The 14,674-nt window shown below is 59.8% G+C and carries 14 protein-coding genes and 3 tRNA genes; 6 read left to right on the top strand and 11 right to left on the bottom strand.

The features are described from left to right. Positions 1-177: 177 nt before the first annotated feature. Both HMPREF3147_RS01615 and HMPREF3147_RS01620 read right to left on the bottom strand, forming a co-directional pair. A tRNA-Asp gene (locus HMPREF3147_RS01615) sits at positions 178-254 on the bottom strand. A gap of 34 nt (positions 255-288) precedes the next feature. Continuing rightward, a tRNA-Glu gene (locus HMPREF3147_RS01620) sits at positions 289-364 on the bottom strand. Positions 365-447: 83 nt separating this feature from the next. On the opposite strand from HMPREF3147_RS01620, the gene HMPREF3147_RS01625 reads away from it, so the two are divergent. Beyond that, entirely contained in the window at positions 448-780 is a 333-nt protein-coding gene (locus tag HMPREF3147_RS01625) for a metal-sensitive transcriptional regulator (protein ID WP_070443848.1), read from the top strand. A gap of 77 nt (positions 781-857) precedes the next feature. Here HMPREF3147_RS01625 and HMPREF3147_RS01630 read toward each other — a convergent pair. Beyond that, a tRNA-Lys gene (locus HMPREF3147_RS01630) sits at positions 858-930 on the bottom strand. A 91-nt stretch (positions 931-1,021) separates the two neighbouring features. Next, a complete protein-coding gene (locus tag HMPREF3147_RS01635; protein ID WP_070443851.1) occupies positions 1,022-2,524 on the bottom strand; it encodes an acetyl-CoA hydrolase/transferase family protein in 1,503 nt (500 codons plus the stop codon). A 176-nt stretch (positions 2,525-2,700) separates the two neighbouring features. Between HMPREF3147_RS01635 and dusB the strand changes: the two genes are divergently transcribed. Together dusB and phoU are read left to right on the top strand one after the other, a co-directional pair. After that, a complete protein-coding gene (gene dusB / locus HMPREF3147_RS01640; RefSeq protein WP_070443854.1) occupies positions 2,701-3,846 on the top strand; it encodes a tRNA dihydrouridine synthase DusB in 1,146 nt (381 codons plus the stop codon). 64 nt (positions 3,847-3,910) lie between these two features. Continuing rightward, a complete protein-coding gene (phoU, locus tag HMPREF3147_RS01645; protein WP_070443858.1) occupies positions 3,911-4,639 on the top strand; it encodes a phosphate signaling complex protein PhoU in 729 nt (242 codons plus the stop codon). 143 nt (positions 4,640-4,782) lie between these two features. Here the strand turns inward: phoU and pstB are convergent, their stop codons facing one another. The 5 genes from pstB to mshD all read right to left on the bottom strand — a co-directional run bounded on the left by pstB (position 4,783) and on the right by mshD (position 9,907). Continuing rightward, the gene (gene pstB / locus HMPREF3147_RS01650; RefSeq protein WP_070443861.1) at positions 4,783-5,556 is read right to left on the bottom strand and encodes a phosphate ABC transporter ATP-binding protein PstB; all 774 of its coding nucleotides are present in this window, start codon (positions 5,554-5,556) and stop codon (positions 4,783-4,785) included. Between the two features lie 51 nt (positions 5,557-5,607). Further along, a complete protein-coding gene (pstA, locus tag HMPREF3147_RS01655; RefSeq protein WP_070443864.1) occupies positions 5,608-6,525 on the bottom strand; it encodes a phosphate ABC transporter permease PstA in 918 nt (305 codons plus the stop codon). A gap of 13 nt (positions 6,526-6,538) precedes the next feature. Next, positions 6,539-7,585 carry a phosphate ABC transporter permease subunit PstC gene (pstC, locus tag HMPREF3147_RS01660; protein ID WP_070443867.1) on the bottom strand — a complete coding sequence of 349 codons (1,047 nt, stop codon included), beginning with the start codon at positions 7,583-7,585 and terminating at the stop codon, positions 6,539-6,541. Positions 7,586-7,708: 123 nt separating this feature from the next. Then, the gene (pstS, locus tag HMPREF3147_RS01665; protein WP_070443870.1) at positions 7,709-8,818 is read right to left on the bottom strand and encodes a phosphate ABC transporter substrate-binding protein PstS; all 1,110 of its coding nucleotides are present in this window, start codon (positions 8,816-8,818) and stop codon (positions 7,709-7,711) included. A 174-nt stretch (positions 8,819-8,992) separates the two neighbouring features. Then, entirely contained in the window at positions 8,993-9,907 is a 915-nt protein-coding gene (gene mshD, locus HMPREF3147_RS01670; protein WP_070443873.1) for a mycothiol synthase, read from the bottom strand. A gap of 33 nt (positions 9,908-9,940) precedes the next feature. Between mshD and HMPREF3147_RS01675 the strand changes: the two genes are divergently transcribed. Continuing rightward, a complete protein-coding gene (locus tag HMPREF3147_RS01675) occupies positions 9,941-10,777 on the top strand; it encodes an LmeA family phospholipid-binding protein (RefSeq protein WP_070443876.1) in 837 nt (278 codons plus the stop codon). Here HMPREF3147_RS01675 and HMPREF3147_RS01680 read toward each other — a convergent pair. Then, a complete protein-coding gene (locus HMPREF3147_RS01680) occupies positions 10,774-11,814 on the bottom strand; it encodes a diacylglycerol/lipid kinase family protein (RefSeq protein ID WP_070443879.1) in 1,041 nt (346 codons plus the stop codon). The two genes, HMPREF3147_RS01675 and HMPREF3147_RS01680, sit on opposite strands and share 4 nt — an antisense overlap. Positions 11,815-11,877: 63 nt before the next feature. Between HMPREF3147_RS01680 and HMPREF3147_RS01685 the strand changes: the two genes are divergently transcribed. Beyond that, positions 11,878-12,552: a heme-binding beta-barrel domain-containing protein gene (locus HMPREF3147_RS01685; protein WP_070443882.1), complete on the top strand. Its 675-nt coding sequence runs from the start codon at positions 11,878-11,880 to the stop codon at positions 12,550-12,552. A gap of 53 nt (positions 12,553-12,605) precedes the next feature. On the opposite strand, the gene HMPREF3147_RS01690 is transcribed toward HMPREF3147_RS01685, so the two are convergent. Then, complete coding sequence (locus HMPREF3147_RS01690) at positions 12,606-13,493, bottom strand: aminodeoxychorismate lyase (RefSeq protein ID WP_070443885.1); 888 nt, start codon at positions 13,491-13,493, stop codon at positions 12,606-12,608. A 30-nt stretch (positions 13,494-13,523) separates the two neighbouring features. Here HMPREF3147_RS01690 and HMPREF3147_RS01695 point away from each other — a divergent pair, with 30 nt between their 5' ends. After that, positions 13,524-14,585, top strand: coding sequence for a CAF17-like 4Fe-4S cluster assembly/insertion protein YgfZ (locus HMPREF3147_RS01695; protein WP_070443888.1), 1,062 nt, complete (start codon positions 13,524-13,526; stop codon positions 14,583-14,585). Positions 14,586-14,674 lie beyond the last annotated feature (89 nt).

Here is a 14,674-nt window from a genome sequence, read left to right on the forward strand (position 1 = left end):
GGACTCCATGTCCAAAAACCCTATGGACATAACATATACAGCCCACCCCACAGCACCTAGACCTATAAGCTTTCCCGCTCCACCGGCGGCATGCGCCAGCAGGATTAATCGCTGACGGAGACAAAACGACGCAAGCCCCGAGGCTTGTTTCTCTAACAATGCCTCGAGGCTTGAATATGGCGACCCTGACGGGACTTGAACCCGCGACCTCCGCCGTGACAGGGCGGCGCGCTAACCAACTGCGCCACAGGGCCATATATATTTACTTGTGTGCCAACACAAAGGTGTTGGTACCCCCAACGGGATTCGAACCCGTGCCGCCGCCGTGAAAGGGCGGTGTCCTAGGCCGCTAGACGATGGGGGCCCGTTGCCTTGAGGCAACTTTGTAAAAATATACTGTAGACATCCTTACTTAACCAAATCGCCCCGGCAGAAAGGTAAAAAACTATGACTGACCAGCGAGATACCTGTTCCTGCCATGAGCCGGGTGTACACGGCTACAACTCCAATGACGATCAAAAGGCGAAATACTTAGCGCGCCTCAAGCGCATCGAAGGGCAAACCCGCGGCATCCACCGCATGATCACAGAGGACCAATACTGCATTGACATCATCACGCAGATCTCGGCGGTAACCTCCGCGCTCGAGAATGTCTCCCTGGCACTCCTGGAGGACCACATAGAGCACTGCGTGGCAGGAGCCGCTGCCGAGGACGGGGAAATAGCCTCAGAGAAGCTAGAGGAAGCTATGCGGGCCATTCGGAAGCTCGTCAAGAGCTAACAAACCCCCAGCCGCATCCCTGCAAGCTCAACGCCCCTAAAACTACTCAAAGAGCCGCCCGAAGGCGGCTCTTTTTGTGGGCCCTGCGGGGCTCGAACCCGCGACCTGCGGATTAAAAGTCCGTAGCTCTACCAACTGAGCTAAAGGCCCAACGCCCAACCATCTTAGTAGGTCGCACTAAAGAAAACGAAATGGCCCTCACCTCCAGCGGAAAGGGCCACTACCTAGCAGAGATGCGCAATTAGCCGCGCATGTCACCCTTCTCCATGAAGTTCACCTGGAAGTCAAAAGCGGTCTTCAGATCGTGCGGGGTGTGCTGGAACTTATTCGCCTTGGCACGCTCGAAGTACTCCTCCAGCAGCGGACGGTAGTCCGGGTGCGCCACGGCGATAACCTTCTCCACGCGCTCCTTCGGAGCCAGGCCACGCAGGTCCGCAACACCATACTCGGTGATGATGACCATGGTGTCGTGCTCAGTGTGGTCGGTGTGAGACACGAAAGGCACGATGGCGGAAATAGCGCCGCCCTTTGCCACCGATGGGGACACGAAGGTGGAGATGTAGGCGTTACGGGTGAAGTCACCCGAGCCGCCGGTACCGTTCATGATGCGGGAGCCGGAGACGTTGGTGGAGTTGATGTTGCCGTAGATGTCGCCCTCAATCATGCCGTTGGAGGAGATCAGGCCAACGCGGCGGATAACCTCCGGGTGGTTGGACACCTGCTGTGGGCGCAGGATGATGTGCTTGGCGTAGCGCTCAGCCTCAGCGTTCATCTTGTCCGCATACTCCGGGGACAGGGCGAAGGAGGTAGCAGAGGCGACGGTCATCTTGCCGGCGTCGATAAGATCCAGCATGCCGTCCTGGATAACCTCGGTGTAGGCCTGAATGTTTTCGAACTTGGAATCCAGCAGGCCGGCCATCACTGCGTTCGGGACGTTGCCCACACCGGACTGCATGATGAACTTGTCATACTCCAGGCGTCCGGCAGCAACCTCGCCCTCGAGGAACTCAATGAAGTTCGCAGCGATCTTCTCAGAGACCTCATCCGGAGCCTTGAACGGAGCATTGCGGTCCGGGGCGTTGGTCTTGACTACAGCCACGACCTTCTCTTCCGGGATCTCAATGTAGGTGGTACCAACGCGGTCAGCCGGCTTGGTAATCGGGATCGGCTGACGGTTCGGCAGCTTCTCAATGCGGTAGATATCGTGCATGCCCTCGAGGTTGAGGGACTGCCACTCATTGATCTCAATGATGATCTTGTCGGCGGCCTCGATGTACTCGAGGTTGTTACCTACTGCGGAGGAGGGAACGATATTTCCCTTCTCATCGATACGCGCGGCCTCAATAATGGCTACCTGGAAGTCACCGTAGAAACCTTCCTCCACCTGCTGGCCAGAGTGTGAGAGGTGAACATCCTGGTAGAGGGCGGAGCCATCGTTGAAGCGGCCGCGCAATGCCGGATCAGAGTTGTATGGGGAGCGGAAGCGAATGGCGTTTGCCTCAGCCAGGACGCCATCGCAGTCCGGGGCGGTAGAGGCACCGGAGAAGACGTCGATCTTGAATTCCTCCCCCGCCTCGTGGGCCGCCTTTGCCTTTTCCGCGATAGCGGTCGGCAGGGCCTTGGGGTAGCCAGCACCGGTAAAGCCGGAGATTCCCACACGATCACCGTGGTTGACGAACTGTGCGGCCTCGTCAGCGCTCATCACGAGCTTCTCAAACGGCGCGTATGCAATTCTCTCAGACATTAGTCCTCCTTTTATGTGCAGAAACGACCTACGTTACGGTCCTTTCCTATTAGTTACATGCACCACACTAGCGAATCAGAAGCGGATTTACCGCACTCTGCCCCAAACCGTGTGCACCCCTCACTTTCTTCATCAGAATTTGCCACCCCGGGCTCTTTCCGCGCACAATTGGCGGCGTGACTCTTGCAATCGGAAAAATCCAGCTCAACTCCCCCGTTGTCCTCGCCCCCATGGCCGGCGTGACCAACGTGGCTTTTCGCGTGCTGTGCCGTGAGCAAGAGATTGAAAAGACCGGGACTGTCTCCGGGCTCTACGTGTGCGAAATGGTCACCGCTCGCGCCTTGGTCGAGCGCAACCCCAAGACCCTGCACATGACCACCTTCGCTCCCCAAGAACAGCCCCGCTCGCTGCAGCTGTACACCGTCGATCCGGAGTACACCTACAAGGCTGCCAAGATGATCGTGGATGAGAACTTGGCGGACCACATCGATATGAACTTTGGCTGCCCGGTCCCCAAGGTCACGCGCCGCGGCGGGGGTTCTGCCCTTCCTTATAAGCGCCGCCTGTTTGGCAACATCGTCTCCGCCGCAGTCAAGGCGACTGAGGGCACGGATATTCCAGTCACGGTGAAGATGCGCGTCGGCATTGATGAAGAGCACAAGACACACCTCGATGCCGGGCGTATCGCTGTGGCGGAAGGAGCCGCAGCAGTTGCTTTGCACGGGCGCACTGCCGCCCAGCGCTACTCCGGTCACGCCGACTGGGGCGAAATCGCCCGCTTGAAGGAGCATTTGGCAGACACAGGCATCCCAGTCTTGGGCAACGGCGATATCTTCAAGGCAACCGATGCGCACGACATGATGGAGCAAACTGGATGTGACGGCGTCGTGGTGGGCCGCGGCTGTTTGGGCCGCCCGTGGCTTTTTGCGGAACTCTCCGCCCACCTGCGGGGTGAACCAGTACCGGAAGAGCCCACGCTAGGCGAAGTCACGCGCATCATGCTCCGCCACGCAGAGCTTCTAGCCCAGCATGAGGGCGAGGCTCAAGCCAGCCGCGATATTCGCAAGCACATTGGCTGGTACCTGCGTGGTTTTCCCGTGGGCGGCCAGGTACGTGCGGGCCTTTCTCGCGTCAATTCCTTGGAGGATCTGCGCGAACTGCTGGCGCCGTGGGCCGACTCGCCTGCGCTTGCCGACGACGCCGATGGTGCCCGCGGCCGCCAGGGCTCACCCGCCAAGGTAGTCCTTCCCGAGGGTTGGCTCGATGATCCGGAGGATGCCACTGTGCCGGAAGGCGCGGAGATTATGCACTCCGGCGGCTAGCCGCGATTATTCAAACTTGTTGTTCGTCAGGCACTAGACCAATAGTTCAGCTAAAGTACGTGGCATGCGCGCTGCTTACCGTGAACAGTTGGATAATTTTTCTCATGATCTCATCATCATGAGCACGACCGTCCATAAGCTGATGGCCCTCGCCTCCCAGGCGTTAATCAAGGCCTCCCTGCAACCGGCTGAGGAGGCTGTGTCACTGCGCGATGAACTGGATGAGGTGCGCTCGCGGTGCGAAGACCGCGCGGTCTCCCTGCTAGCCTTGGAAAATCCGATGGCCAAGGATCTCCGCCAGGTCATCTCTTCCATCTATATTGTTGAAGACTTTTATCGCATGGGCCGCCTGTCCCAGCACATTGCAACGAGTGCCCGCCGCCGCCACCCCGAGCCAGTGGTACCAGCAGACATCATGGGCTACTTCGAGGAATATGCGCGCCTCGTTCTCGATATGTCCGCGGGGCTCAAGGACATCCTCATCACCCGCGATCCGGAGCTAGCCCTTCGGTTAACCGAAGATGATGATGCCGTCGATGACATCAACCATCACCTGCTACGCATGCTGACCCAGCGGGAATGGAAGGGAACGGTGCGCCAAGCTGTGGAAACCTCGCAGCTATCGCGTTACTACGAGCGTTTCGCCGATCATTGCGCTGCCGCTGCCGGTCGCATTATCTATCTTGCAACGGGCCTGGACCCGGACCGCTATATGCGCAAGCGTGATCAGGAGCAACGCGAAGCCGAGCTAGAGGCCCGCATGGCAGAGCTGGAGCGCCAGTTCCATCACTAGATGAGGCTCATGCTCGAAATAGCTGCCGATCCACCGCTAGTAACACCTAGCTCATCCTGAAAACACAAAAGCCGGTGCCCACTCCTAGACCTTAAACAGTCGAGAGAGGGCGCCGGCTTTCGGCACTATGGCGCTATCGGTGTTTAGCCAAAGCGGCCGGAGATGTAATCCTCGGTGTCCTTCTTGGAGGGGTTCTCGAAGATCTTGGTGGTGTCATCAAACTCGACGAGGTGGCCCGGCTTTCCGGTGGCTTCTAGAGAGAAGAAACCGGTCTTATCGGACACACGGGCTGCCTGCTGCATGTTGTGGGTGACGATAACGATGGTGAAGTTTTCCTTCAGCTCGTGGATGAGGTCCTCAACAGCCAGGGTAGAAATCGGGTCAAGTGCCGAGCACGGCTCGTCCATGAGGAGGACCTCCGGTTCCACGGCAATCGCACGGGCGATGCACAGACGCTGCTGCTGTCCACCGGACAGGCCGCCGCCCGGCTTATCCAGGCGGTCCTTAACCTCATCCCAGAGGTTGGCGCCGCGCAGAGACTTTTCGGCAACTTCCTTCAGTTTCTTCTTGTTCTTCTCGCCGGAGAGCTTCAGGCCGGCAACAACGTTGTCCTCGATAGACATCGTGGGGAACGGGTTAGCCTTCTGGAAAACCATGCCGATGGTGTTGCGAACGGATACCGGGTCAACCTTGGCGCCGTAAATATCTTGGCCGTCCAAGAGGACCTCGCCCTTGACATAGGCGCCGGGGATGACCTCGTGCATACGGTTCAAGGTGCGCAGAACGGTGGACTTACCGCAGCCGGAAGGGCCGATAAAGGCGGTCACGGCCTTCGCCGGAATTTGCATGTTGACGTTCTGCACGGCGTGGAAGTCGCCGTAGTAAATGTTCACGTCATTGAGCTCAAGCTTAGACATTAGGAGTTTCTCCTCTTAAGAATGTATGGCGGAATCGAGTGTTACGGCGATCTATTTCTTGACCGAGAACTTCGCGGAGATGACACGGGCCGCGATGTTAAGGACAGCGATAAGGATAACCAGCGTCAGCGCTGCACCCCAGAGCTTATCCAGGACAGCCGGTTGTGCGCCGGCCTTGTACATATCCAGCATCATCAGCGGTAGCGAGGACTGCGAGCCCTTGAACGCGTCCCAGTTGATGATGGAGGAGGAACCAACAAGGACCAGCACCGGAGAAGACTCACCCATCACACGCGCAACCGCGAGCATGATACCGGTAACGATGCCGGACAGGGCGGTCGGCAGGACGATGCGAGCAATGGTCTTCCACTTCGGAACGCCCAGTGCATAGGAGGCCTCACGCAAGTCCATCGGGACAACACGGAGCATCTCTTCGGTGTTGCGAACCACGATCGGAATCATCAGCAGCACCAAGGAAAGCGCCACGGCGAAGCCGGAGCGGCCAAAGCCGAAGAGCGTGATCCACATAGCGAAGATAAACAGCGCGGCAACGATGGACGGCACACCGGACAGGATGTCCACCATGAAGGTGGTGGTACGGGCGAGCCAGCCGCCCTTGGAATACTCCACCAAGTAGATAGCGGTAAAGATACCGATCGGGATGGAGATGATGGAGGCTAGGACGGTTTGGACGAAGGTACCAACGATGGCGTGAGCAGCACCGCCGCCCGCAACGCTGTTCATGACACCGCGCTGGGACGTGGTCCACCAATCGGCGCTGAAGATGATGCCGCTGCCGCGGGCAAAGAGTTCCCACAGAACCCAAACCAGAGGGATCATGGCGATAATCATGGCCACCCATACCACGACGGTGGCAATGGTGTTGGTGGCCTTTCGGGAAGCCGAAATATCAAGGAAGGTAGCGCCTGCGGAGGCAGGCTTGGCGTTTGTAGTAGTAGTAGTAGTCATTGTGTCCTCCTCCCTACTTCTTCTTCACGATGGTGCGGGCAATGGCGTTGACCACGAAGGTCAGCAAGAACAGCATGAGGCCGGCGGCGATGTAGGCACCTGCGCGCATCTCATTACCGAACTCTGCGGATGCCAAGGCGATGGCCATGGCGAAGGTCGTACCGCCGTCGAAGAGCGAGAAGCGGAAGTCCACGAGCGGGGAGACAACCATGTACAGAGCCATGGTCTCACCCAGTGCACGTCCAAGACCGAGCATGGAGCCGGCGATGTAACCGGACATACCGAAGGGGAGCACCGTCATGCGGATAACTTCCCAGCGGGTTGCGCCCAGCGCCAAGGCAGACTCAATCTGACCAGGAGGAGTTTGGACGAAGACCTCACGTGCCGTAGCGGCGATAATCGGAAGAATCATCACGGCCAGCACGATGCCACCGGTGAAGAGGTTACGGCCGGTAGCAAACGACGGCGAGTTATCAAAGACGGTGAAAAGGAAGAACCCACCAGCCCAGGACTCCAGCCACGAGTAGAAACCGGAGAGAGCTGGACCGAGGACCTGCCAGCCCCACAGACCATAAACAATGGACGGGACTGCAGCGAGCATGTCCACGAGGAAGCCCAGCGGCTTGACCAGACGTGCCGGCGCGTAGTTAGACAGGAAGATGGCAATCGCCAGTGCAACCGGCATAGCCAGCAGCAGGGCGAAGACGGAGATAAGAACCGTAGTGCCGAACATGGTCGGGATACCGAACTTCATCGCGGAAGTATCGCCAGTCTCCCAACGGCCACCGTAGGTGAAGAACCCCATGATGCCACCGTCGTTGACGCCCAGGGCTGGCACGGCACGCCACAGCAAGAAGCCCGCAATGGCAGCAATCATGACGGTGATCAACGTGGCCGAAGCAGAAGAAAGGAATTCGAAGACTCGGTCACCCGGGCGCTTAACTCCGCTGCTGGAGTTAGCCTTGGTAAGTTCTTCGGATCCGCCGGTAGAAGGCCGCTCAGCAGCGGAGACGGAAAGCTCCGTCTGCTCGGGCGCCGTGGTGAGATTATTGTCTGCCATGAGACGTTCTAATCCTTTTCAGCGTTAAGAATGGAGTTTGTCGTTACATACCTGCGCCCCCAAAGCGCGATTCGAGTGCGGCAGTGGGGGCGAAGAGTATTTAGCTTTGTTGAGCTCTAGCGCTTACTGCAGAGCGTCAACAGCAGCCTTCAGCTTGTCCAGGTGTGCACCCTCAACCGGGATGAAGCCCTGAGAAGCAAGCTGGTCATCTTGGTGATCCAGGACGGTGGTGAAGAAGGCCTTAACCAGAGCGGAGGTCTCCTCATCGTAACCAGCGGAGCAAACAATGTTGTAGGTGGTCAGGATGAGCGGGTATGCGCCCTCGTCGTCAGACGCGAACAGAGCGTCGGAGTCAACAACCATGTTGTGCTCGGACTCGGTCTCCTTGAACTCCAGGTTCTCCAGAGCAACGTTGACGGACTCGGTGTTCAGCTCAACCGGGCCGTGGCCGAAGTCGATCTTTGCCTTCTGAACGCCGTCTGCTTCCTTCTGGTCAGCGAAACCGGACTCAACGTAGGTGATAGCACCCTTGATGTTGGCAACCTGGTCAGCAACACCAGCGGAGCCGTTGGCACCCTCACCAACTGCATCCGGGAACTGCTTGCCCTCGGTGTCCCAGTCGCCGGTAGCGGCCTTCAGGAACTTCTGGAAATTGGCGGAGGTACCGGACTCATCAGAGCGGAAGATGACGGTGATGTCCTCGTCCGGCAGGTCGGTGCCTTCGTTGTCAGCGGCGATTGCCTCGTCGTTCCACTTGGTGATGTCACCCTTGAAGATCTTGGCCAGGGTCTCGGTGGAGAGGTTGATCTCGGTACCCTCGAGGTTGTAAGCGATAGCTACCGGACCGATGGTGGTCGGCAGGTGCCATGCCTCGTTGCCGCCACAGCGCTCAGCAGCAGCCTCAACCTCACCGTCATCCTCCTTCAGAGCGGAGTCGGAACCAGCGAAGTCGGCCTGGCCGTTGGTGAAAGCCTCAACGCCAGCGCCGGAGCCGGAAGCGTTGTAGGACAGGGAAGCGTTCGGATGATCCTCAGAGAATGCGGTCTGGAAGTAAGACATTGCATTCTGCTGGGAGGACGCGCCGTCACCGACGAGCTCGCCGGAGACGTCAGAGCCCTCGGAGCCGCCTTCAGCGGAGCCGGAGTCGTTGGACTCGGAGCAAGCGACGAGAGCGGTGGAGGTGGCGGCGACGATGCCGAAGATAGCGGCAGTGCGCTTGAAGTTGCGGATCACGGGAAACCTTTCCGGTGCGGATACAAGAGAATGATTGTCCGAGTAAATCGCCCTCCGCCGTCCTCTTAAGGCGGGCACGATTAACTCACGGGAAGTAAAGCTATATCTGGTGGGTTAACCCCACAGGGATCAAGAGATGAACAATCGGTGAACTTGTACCACAAGGCGGTGAGGCTAGTCACTTTTCGCCCAGACGCAGTGTTCCTCTGCAATCGAGAAGCCCAAACGCTCATAGGCCTTTACTGCAGGTTCGTTGTCCGCCTCGACATATAAAATGACCTTGTCCGCGCCTTTAGCCACCATGCGCTGCAGCCCCGCAGTGAGCAGAGGCCCACCAAGCCCACGCCCGCGGTAGTCCTCACCCAGCCCCACAACATAGACCTCACCGAAGGCTGGGGCGCCCTCCGCATGCCATTTCAGCCAGTGAAAACCGGCCAATGCTGGGGCACTGTGCGCACCACCGTGCGAATCCCACAGGAATAGCACGTCGGCAGGATCAAACCATTCGGCTTCCATCCCGCGATGTAGGCGCTCCAGGTCCCAGCCCCCTTGCTCCGGATGCCAGGAAAAAGCCTCGTTGTTGGTGCGAACCCATTCCGCCTCGACATGTTCACGTCCGAAGCGCTCCACCGACTCGGTGTACGTGTGAATCTCTAGGCCGTCGACCGCTGCGGACGCTTCCTCCGCTGCGCGTAGGTCCTGGCCCTCAATAGCCATGACGAGCAGGCGCCTGACGACGTCCATCTCATTACGTTTCGCCAGCGCCTGGGCGGCCGGGAGGTTGCCATGCGCCCAGATCTGGGGGGATGCCGGGAGGGCGTCGACAAGCGCCTGCCCTACCCCTCGCCCACGGTGTTCCACACCGACAAAGAGCTCCACTGTCTGCCCGTCGAGGGCAGCCACACCGAGCACCTCGTCGCCCTCGATAGAGAGCAGATGGCGGTGGCCCAGGCGGTCATCCCGCAGCCCGATAAGAAACTGTTCTGAGAAAGGCGCAACACCATCGTGTGTTTCGGCCGCTGCAGCAAGTTCCTCCACGCGCTGCGCGAGATCTAGATTCTGCGGCACAGTATTAGTCTCTATATTCATGCTTCCCACCCTACGTGCGGTAGTAATAGAGGGGTGACCGTCATCTACCTCAGCCGCAACCTCGTACGTCTTGCCGCCGTCGCGGGAGTGGTCCTGACCGCATGGCTGGCGGATTCAGCAGTGGCGATGCATGCGGAACACACCGTGGCCCAGCAGGCGAAGGCCAGCTCCCAGCTGGAAAACACACCGAACGTGTATATCGGCGGCGTCCCCTTCACCCTGGGCGCGCTCACCAAGGAGATCCCCTACTTGGAGGTTAAATCTTCTGACGTGGAGGTTCCCAAGCTCGGGATGGTCAATGCCTCGACTACTCTGCGCGACATCACGATCCGCCCCGAACAGCTCTTCAGCGGCGAGCTAGAAGGCTCACCGGTGTCGACTTACACGCGCAGCATCAACCTCGACGGTGTGGCCTTAGGCCGCATGCTGGGCATTACCGATCTGTCCATTGCCAATCCCGATGACATGTCTCCCACCGGCGGCCCCTCGGCCCAAGCTGAGCTCACCGGCACGCTACCAGGAGACAACACCAAGTCCACCGCGACGGTAACGCTGCGCCTCGTGGGCCCGGAATTTCGTATGAGCGTCTACGGAACCGATGATGAACGCCTCAAGAAGGCTTTCGGTTTGGTCTTGGATACCCGCCAGCTCCCCCTGCCTTCACAGGCCACATCCGTAAAACTGCACGGCGGCTCCATCACCTTCGAGGTGCAGCGCCGCAACATCACGTTGAAGACCGCGCAGCTCTCACCGCTGGAGATCGACGGCTCAGAAGAAAAGGCCGTCGAGGATGCAGCGCAGAAGGCACAAGACACGGCCAACCAAGTGGGTAGCGCACCAACGACTCCGCCGAGCTGGCGCCAGAACTAGTTGATTCGAATGAGGTCCCGCAGGATCCTGCGGATGCTGCGGTGCGTGGGCGGGGTCGGGTCGATGGGAGCGAATACCTCCAATGCGTCCGCTTCCGATTCCAGGTGCACTTCTGTGAAAGTGCCCTCCGACTCCCCATCCGCCTGAAAACGGTGCGGTTTCGGGCACACCAGATCCACCTCGACGGCATCCTCGAAGTGCAGCGTACGGGCATCCGTAACTTTATTCAGCCAGTGGCGGTGGTCCACGCCGAAGAGGTGGAGCACACCGACGAGACCATCAATACCGCCAAGGTCTGACACCCCGAATAGGCCAAGTCCTTGGTCGAAGGAGTTGCGCGGATTGGTCACCACGGGCAGTGGGCCGAGGAAAGTCCACGGGTTGGTGTTGGAGGTGAACATGACGGGTACGTCATCAGCCGCAAAGGTTTCTCCCGAACTCGAGCGCGCACGCACGCTAATGCGCGGTGGGCGGATGCGGGCGCGCTGATAAGCCTGAAAGGCCACGGCCAAATAGCGCAACGGGGTAGCTGCAAAGCCCAACTCCCGAGCACGGTCCACGCGAGCCAGCACGTCGGCGTCCAACCCGAAACCAGCATTGACCGCGAACCATCTGTCATTCCACACACCTAAGGAGACGGTGCGACGCGTATTGCGCTCCAGCATCCGAGCCAACACGTGCGCTGCCTCGACCGGGGTATTAGGGAAACCAAGGGCGCGAACGAAGACATTGGCAGAACCAGTGGGGATCACTGCGAGTGCTGGAATCTCCTGGGGGCTGGGGCGCTCTGCGGAATCTGCAGGACCCAGCAGCCCGTTTACAACCTCATTCACCGTGCCATCGCCGCCGAAGACCAAGATGACATCGAAGTCTTCCCGCGTCATGCCGCGCACCATATCCTGCGCGTGCCCCGGGTAGTGCGTGAAGCGGGCCAGCAGCTGCAGCCCCTCCACGTCCCGAATAACGGGCAGAACCTCACGGAAAAGGGCCGAATTCTGACTCGTGGAGTTCGGGTTTGAGATCAGCAAAACGCGCATGACTCCCAAGACTACTGGAGCCTAGTGGTTACCGTGATGCCACCACGACTACGCTGGGGCAGCATGAGCGAACAGACTAATAGTGAAAACCAGACGGAAAATACCCACCCGGAGAACACCAAGATCGACGGCAACGCAGCCGTTAGCCAAGCTGCTGAAGCGTGGAAGGATGCTGCCTCCCGCAACATTCCTACCGTTGATGTGGCTGATAACCCCCTGCCGGATGAGACGGCGAACCTACGCCAAGGCCCGTCACTGCACGATGGCCTCCTGGGGCTTCTCCCCCTCGTCGGTGTCTGGCAGGGCGAAGGCCAGGCTCACAGCACCGACGGCGAACAGTACGCCTTTGGCCAGCAGCTCATCATCGCCCACGACGGTGAGAACTACCTGACCTACACCTCCCGCACCTGGAAGATCGATTCCGAGGGCAAACCGGTGGGCCCAGATGTCCGCGAGTCCGGATTCTGGCGCATCTCCCTCAAGGACGAGATTGAGATGACCTACACCTCCTCCAATGGCATCAACGAGATCTTCTACGGCTCGCTGTTCAACGAGCGCGCCTGGCAGCTGGAATCTGCGTCCACCATGGTCACGGAAACTGGGCCTACCAACCTCGGCCCCGGCAAGCGTATGTATGGCCTCATGCCGAACAACAACCTGGGCTGGGTAGATGAGCGGCTTGTCGACGGCGAAATGCGCCCCTTCATGTCCGCCGAGCTCACCCGCGTGGCAGGCTAATCAGCAGGCGAGCTAGCTGAGCTAGCTAACGCTAGCTCGCAGTACGAGGGAGTCTAGCGCGCCAGGGCGGCGTCGATCAGCGCGCGTATTTCCTCCGCGTTCGCCGGCGCCTTGAGCTTCTTGCCATCGAGGCGCGTCACGCGCACCGCCGTGCGCACTGAAGACACAAGCCACACCGAGTCGGCTTCCTCGAGGTAGCGCAGGTCAAGCTCCTTCGCCTTGCAGCGATAGCCCTGATCGGAGGCGTATTCGAAGAGCGCCGCTTGCGTCGTGCCGGGCAAAATACCCTTACCCGCAGGCGTGCGCAGCTTCGCCCCCTTGACCGCCACCACGGTAGAGGTGGCGCCTTCCAGCACCAATCCCGTATCGGGATCAGTAAAGATCACATCATCAAACCCACGCTCGCGTGCCAGGCGCAGCGTAGCCATTGTGGCCGCATAATTCAGCGTTTTCGCAGGTAGCTCCTCCGCTACTTGCCACAGGCGCGGGGTGCTCATCACCTTGACGCCGGTAGCGCGCTGTGCCACAACCGCGTCTGAAACCTCCTGAACCACCACCCAGGCCGTGGGCACACCGGTGGAGGCGCGGCCCCGGGTATAAGTCCACGTGCACTTGGCTTCTAGCGACGAGCCCTCCTCTCCATCCGCGCCGGCGGGGCCATAGAAGTCCGCGATGGCCAGCTCAGTGGCTTCTTGCCACTTGTGCATCGGCGGCTCCGGCAGATCGAGCGCGCGGGCGGAATGCCGGAAGCGCTCCGCGTGGCGGTGAAAATTAGCGGCCTTGCCATTACGGACGAGGAGGGACTCGAAGATCCCGTCGCCGCGCGTCACCGCGGCATCATCCCAATAGACCAACGGAAGGTTCGGCATATGACGCCGCACCGACCCTCCAAACGGTTCCACAACGTAGATGACCGGCTCTTTCCTGCGCTGAAGGCTCATAGCCCCGATTATGCCCTACCATCGGAGGGCGTGAGTTACTCTTCGCCACTTCTTTCCCGGCCCGGAGCCACTGAGTTCCAGGGCAGCACGCTTGTCGATGTCTCCGGGGTCCCCTGGCACTATGGAAACCCCCTTGTGGAGCAGCGTGCGGTAGAGACAGGTTCCGCCATCATCGACCGCTCCCATCGCCGCGTCATCGCGGTGTCTGGCCCCGATGCCCGTGCCTTCCTGCATAACCTGCTGAGCCAGAAGCTCGACGATGTAGACAGCGGCTTTTCCGCAGGCGCTCTTGACCTCAACATTCAGGGCCACGTCCTACACCACATGGATCTGTCCTTCGACGGGGACACCTTTTACCTCGACGTGCCCACAGCACAGTTCGAGTCTTTGCGAGATTTCCTTACCGCCATGGTGTTCTGGTCCCAGGTCACCGTGGAGGAAGCAGACGCGGCGGTCATCACGGTTCTGGGGCAGTCGCTGCAGCAGCCCTCGGCGGCCTTGGTCGAGCGTTCTGTGCAGTGGCCGGGCTGTCCACGCCAGGATTTCCTCGTGCCGCGCCAGCGGCTCGATGCTGCCGTAACAGAGCTGGAGAAGCAGGGCGGAAGCCTAGCGGGTCTCATGGCATATACCGCAGAGCGAGTGCGCGCACGTGAGCCCGAACTGGCCGCTGACCTCGATGAGAAAACCATCGCCCATGAGGTTCCACAATGGATCCGGCGCAACGACGATGTGCCCGCATTCGTTCACCTAGAAAAAGGTTGCTACCGCGGACAGGAGACAGTAGCGCGCGTAGAGAACCTCGGCCGCTCTCCCCGTTTGCTGGTGATGCTTTACCTCGACGGGTCCGCTCCAGAGCGCCCCGATAGCGGCGCCGACATTACGCTCGGGGGACGGCGCGTTGGCCGGCTCGGCACCGTGGTGGAGGACTGCGATTATGGCCCCATCGCACTTGGTCTGATTAAGCGCAGCGCTCTCAACAACGGGGATCTGAACATTGGCTCTGTGGCAGCTTCGGTTGAACCAGAGTCCATCCCCACCGATGAGGGCCCCAAGGCCGGGCGCGCCGCTGTGGACCGCCTGCGCGGAAAGTAGTGGCGAATTACACATTCGCCTCTTCTCCGCGGGCTAGAGCCCTTTTCGACGCGACGCTGGGGGGTAGTTCGGAATTTTTTCGTCACACA

Source organism: Corynebacterium sp. HMSC05D03, assembly GCF_001807205.1.
Lineage (GTDB): Bacteria > Actinomycetota > Actinomycetes > Mycobacteriales > Mycobacteriaceae > Corynebacterium > Corynebacterium aurimucosum.

What these genes read in the sequence shown, in the direction of transcription:
- HMPREF3147_RS01625 (WP_070443848.1), top strand. Translation starts at nt 448, where the DNA reads ATGACTGACCAGCGAGATACCTGTTCCTGCCATGAGCCGGGTGTACAC.
- HMPREF3147_RS01635 (WP_070443851.1), bottom strand. Translation starts at nt 2,524, where the DNA reads ATGTCTGAGAGAATTGCATACGCGCCGTTTGAGAAGCTCGTGATGAGC.
- phoU (WP_070443858.1), top strand. Translation starts at nt 3,911, where the DNA reads ATGCGCGCTGCTTACCGTGAACAGTTGGATAATTTTTCTCATGATCTC.
- pstB (WP_070443861.1), bottom strand. Translation starts at nt 5,556, where the DNA reads ATGTCTAAGCTTGAGCTCAATGACGTGAACATTTACTACGGCGACTTC.
- pstA (WP_070443864.1), bottom strand. Translation starts at nt 6,525, where the DNA reads ATGACTACTACTACTACTACAAACGCCAAGCCTGCCTCCGCAGGCGCT.
- pstC (WP_070443867.1), bottom strand. Translation starts at nt 7,585, where the DNA reads ATGGCAGACAATAATCTCACCACGGCGCCCGAGCAGACGGAGCTTTCC.
- mshD (WP_070443873.1), bottom strand. Translation starts at nt 9,907, where the DNA reads ATGAATATAGAGACTAATACTGTGCCGCAGAATCTAGATCTCGCGCAG.
- HMPREF3147_RS01680 (WP_070443879.1), bottom strand. Translation starts at nt 11,814, where the DNA reads ATGCGCGTTTTGCTGATCTCAAACCCGAACTCCACGAGTCAGAATTCG.
- HMPREF3147_RS01685 (WP_070443882.1), top strand. Translation starts at nt 11,878, where the DNA reads ATGAGCGAACAGACTAATAGTGAAAACCAGACGGAAAATACCCACCCG.
- HMPREF3147_RS01690 (WP_070443885.1), bottom strand. Translation starts at nt 13,493, where the DNA reads ATGAGCCTTCAGCGCAGGAAAGAGCCGGTCATCTACGTTGTGGAACCG.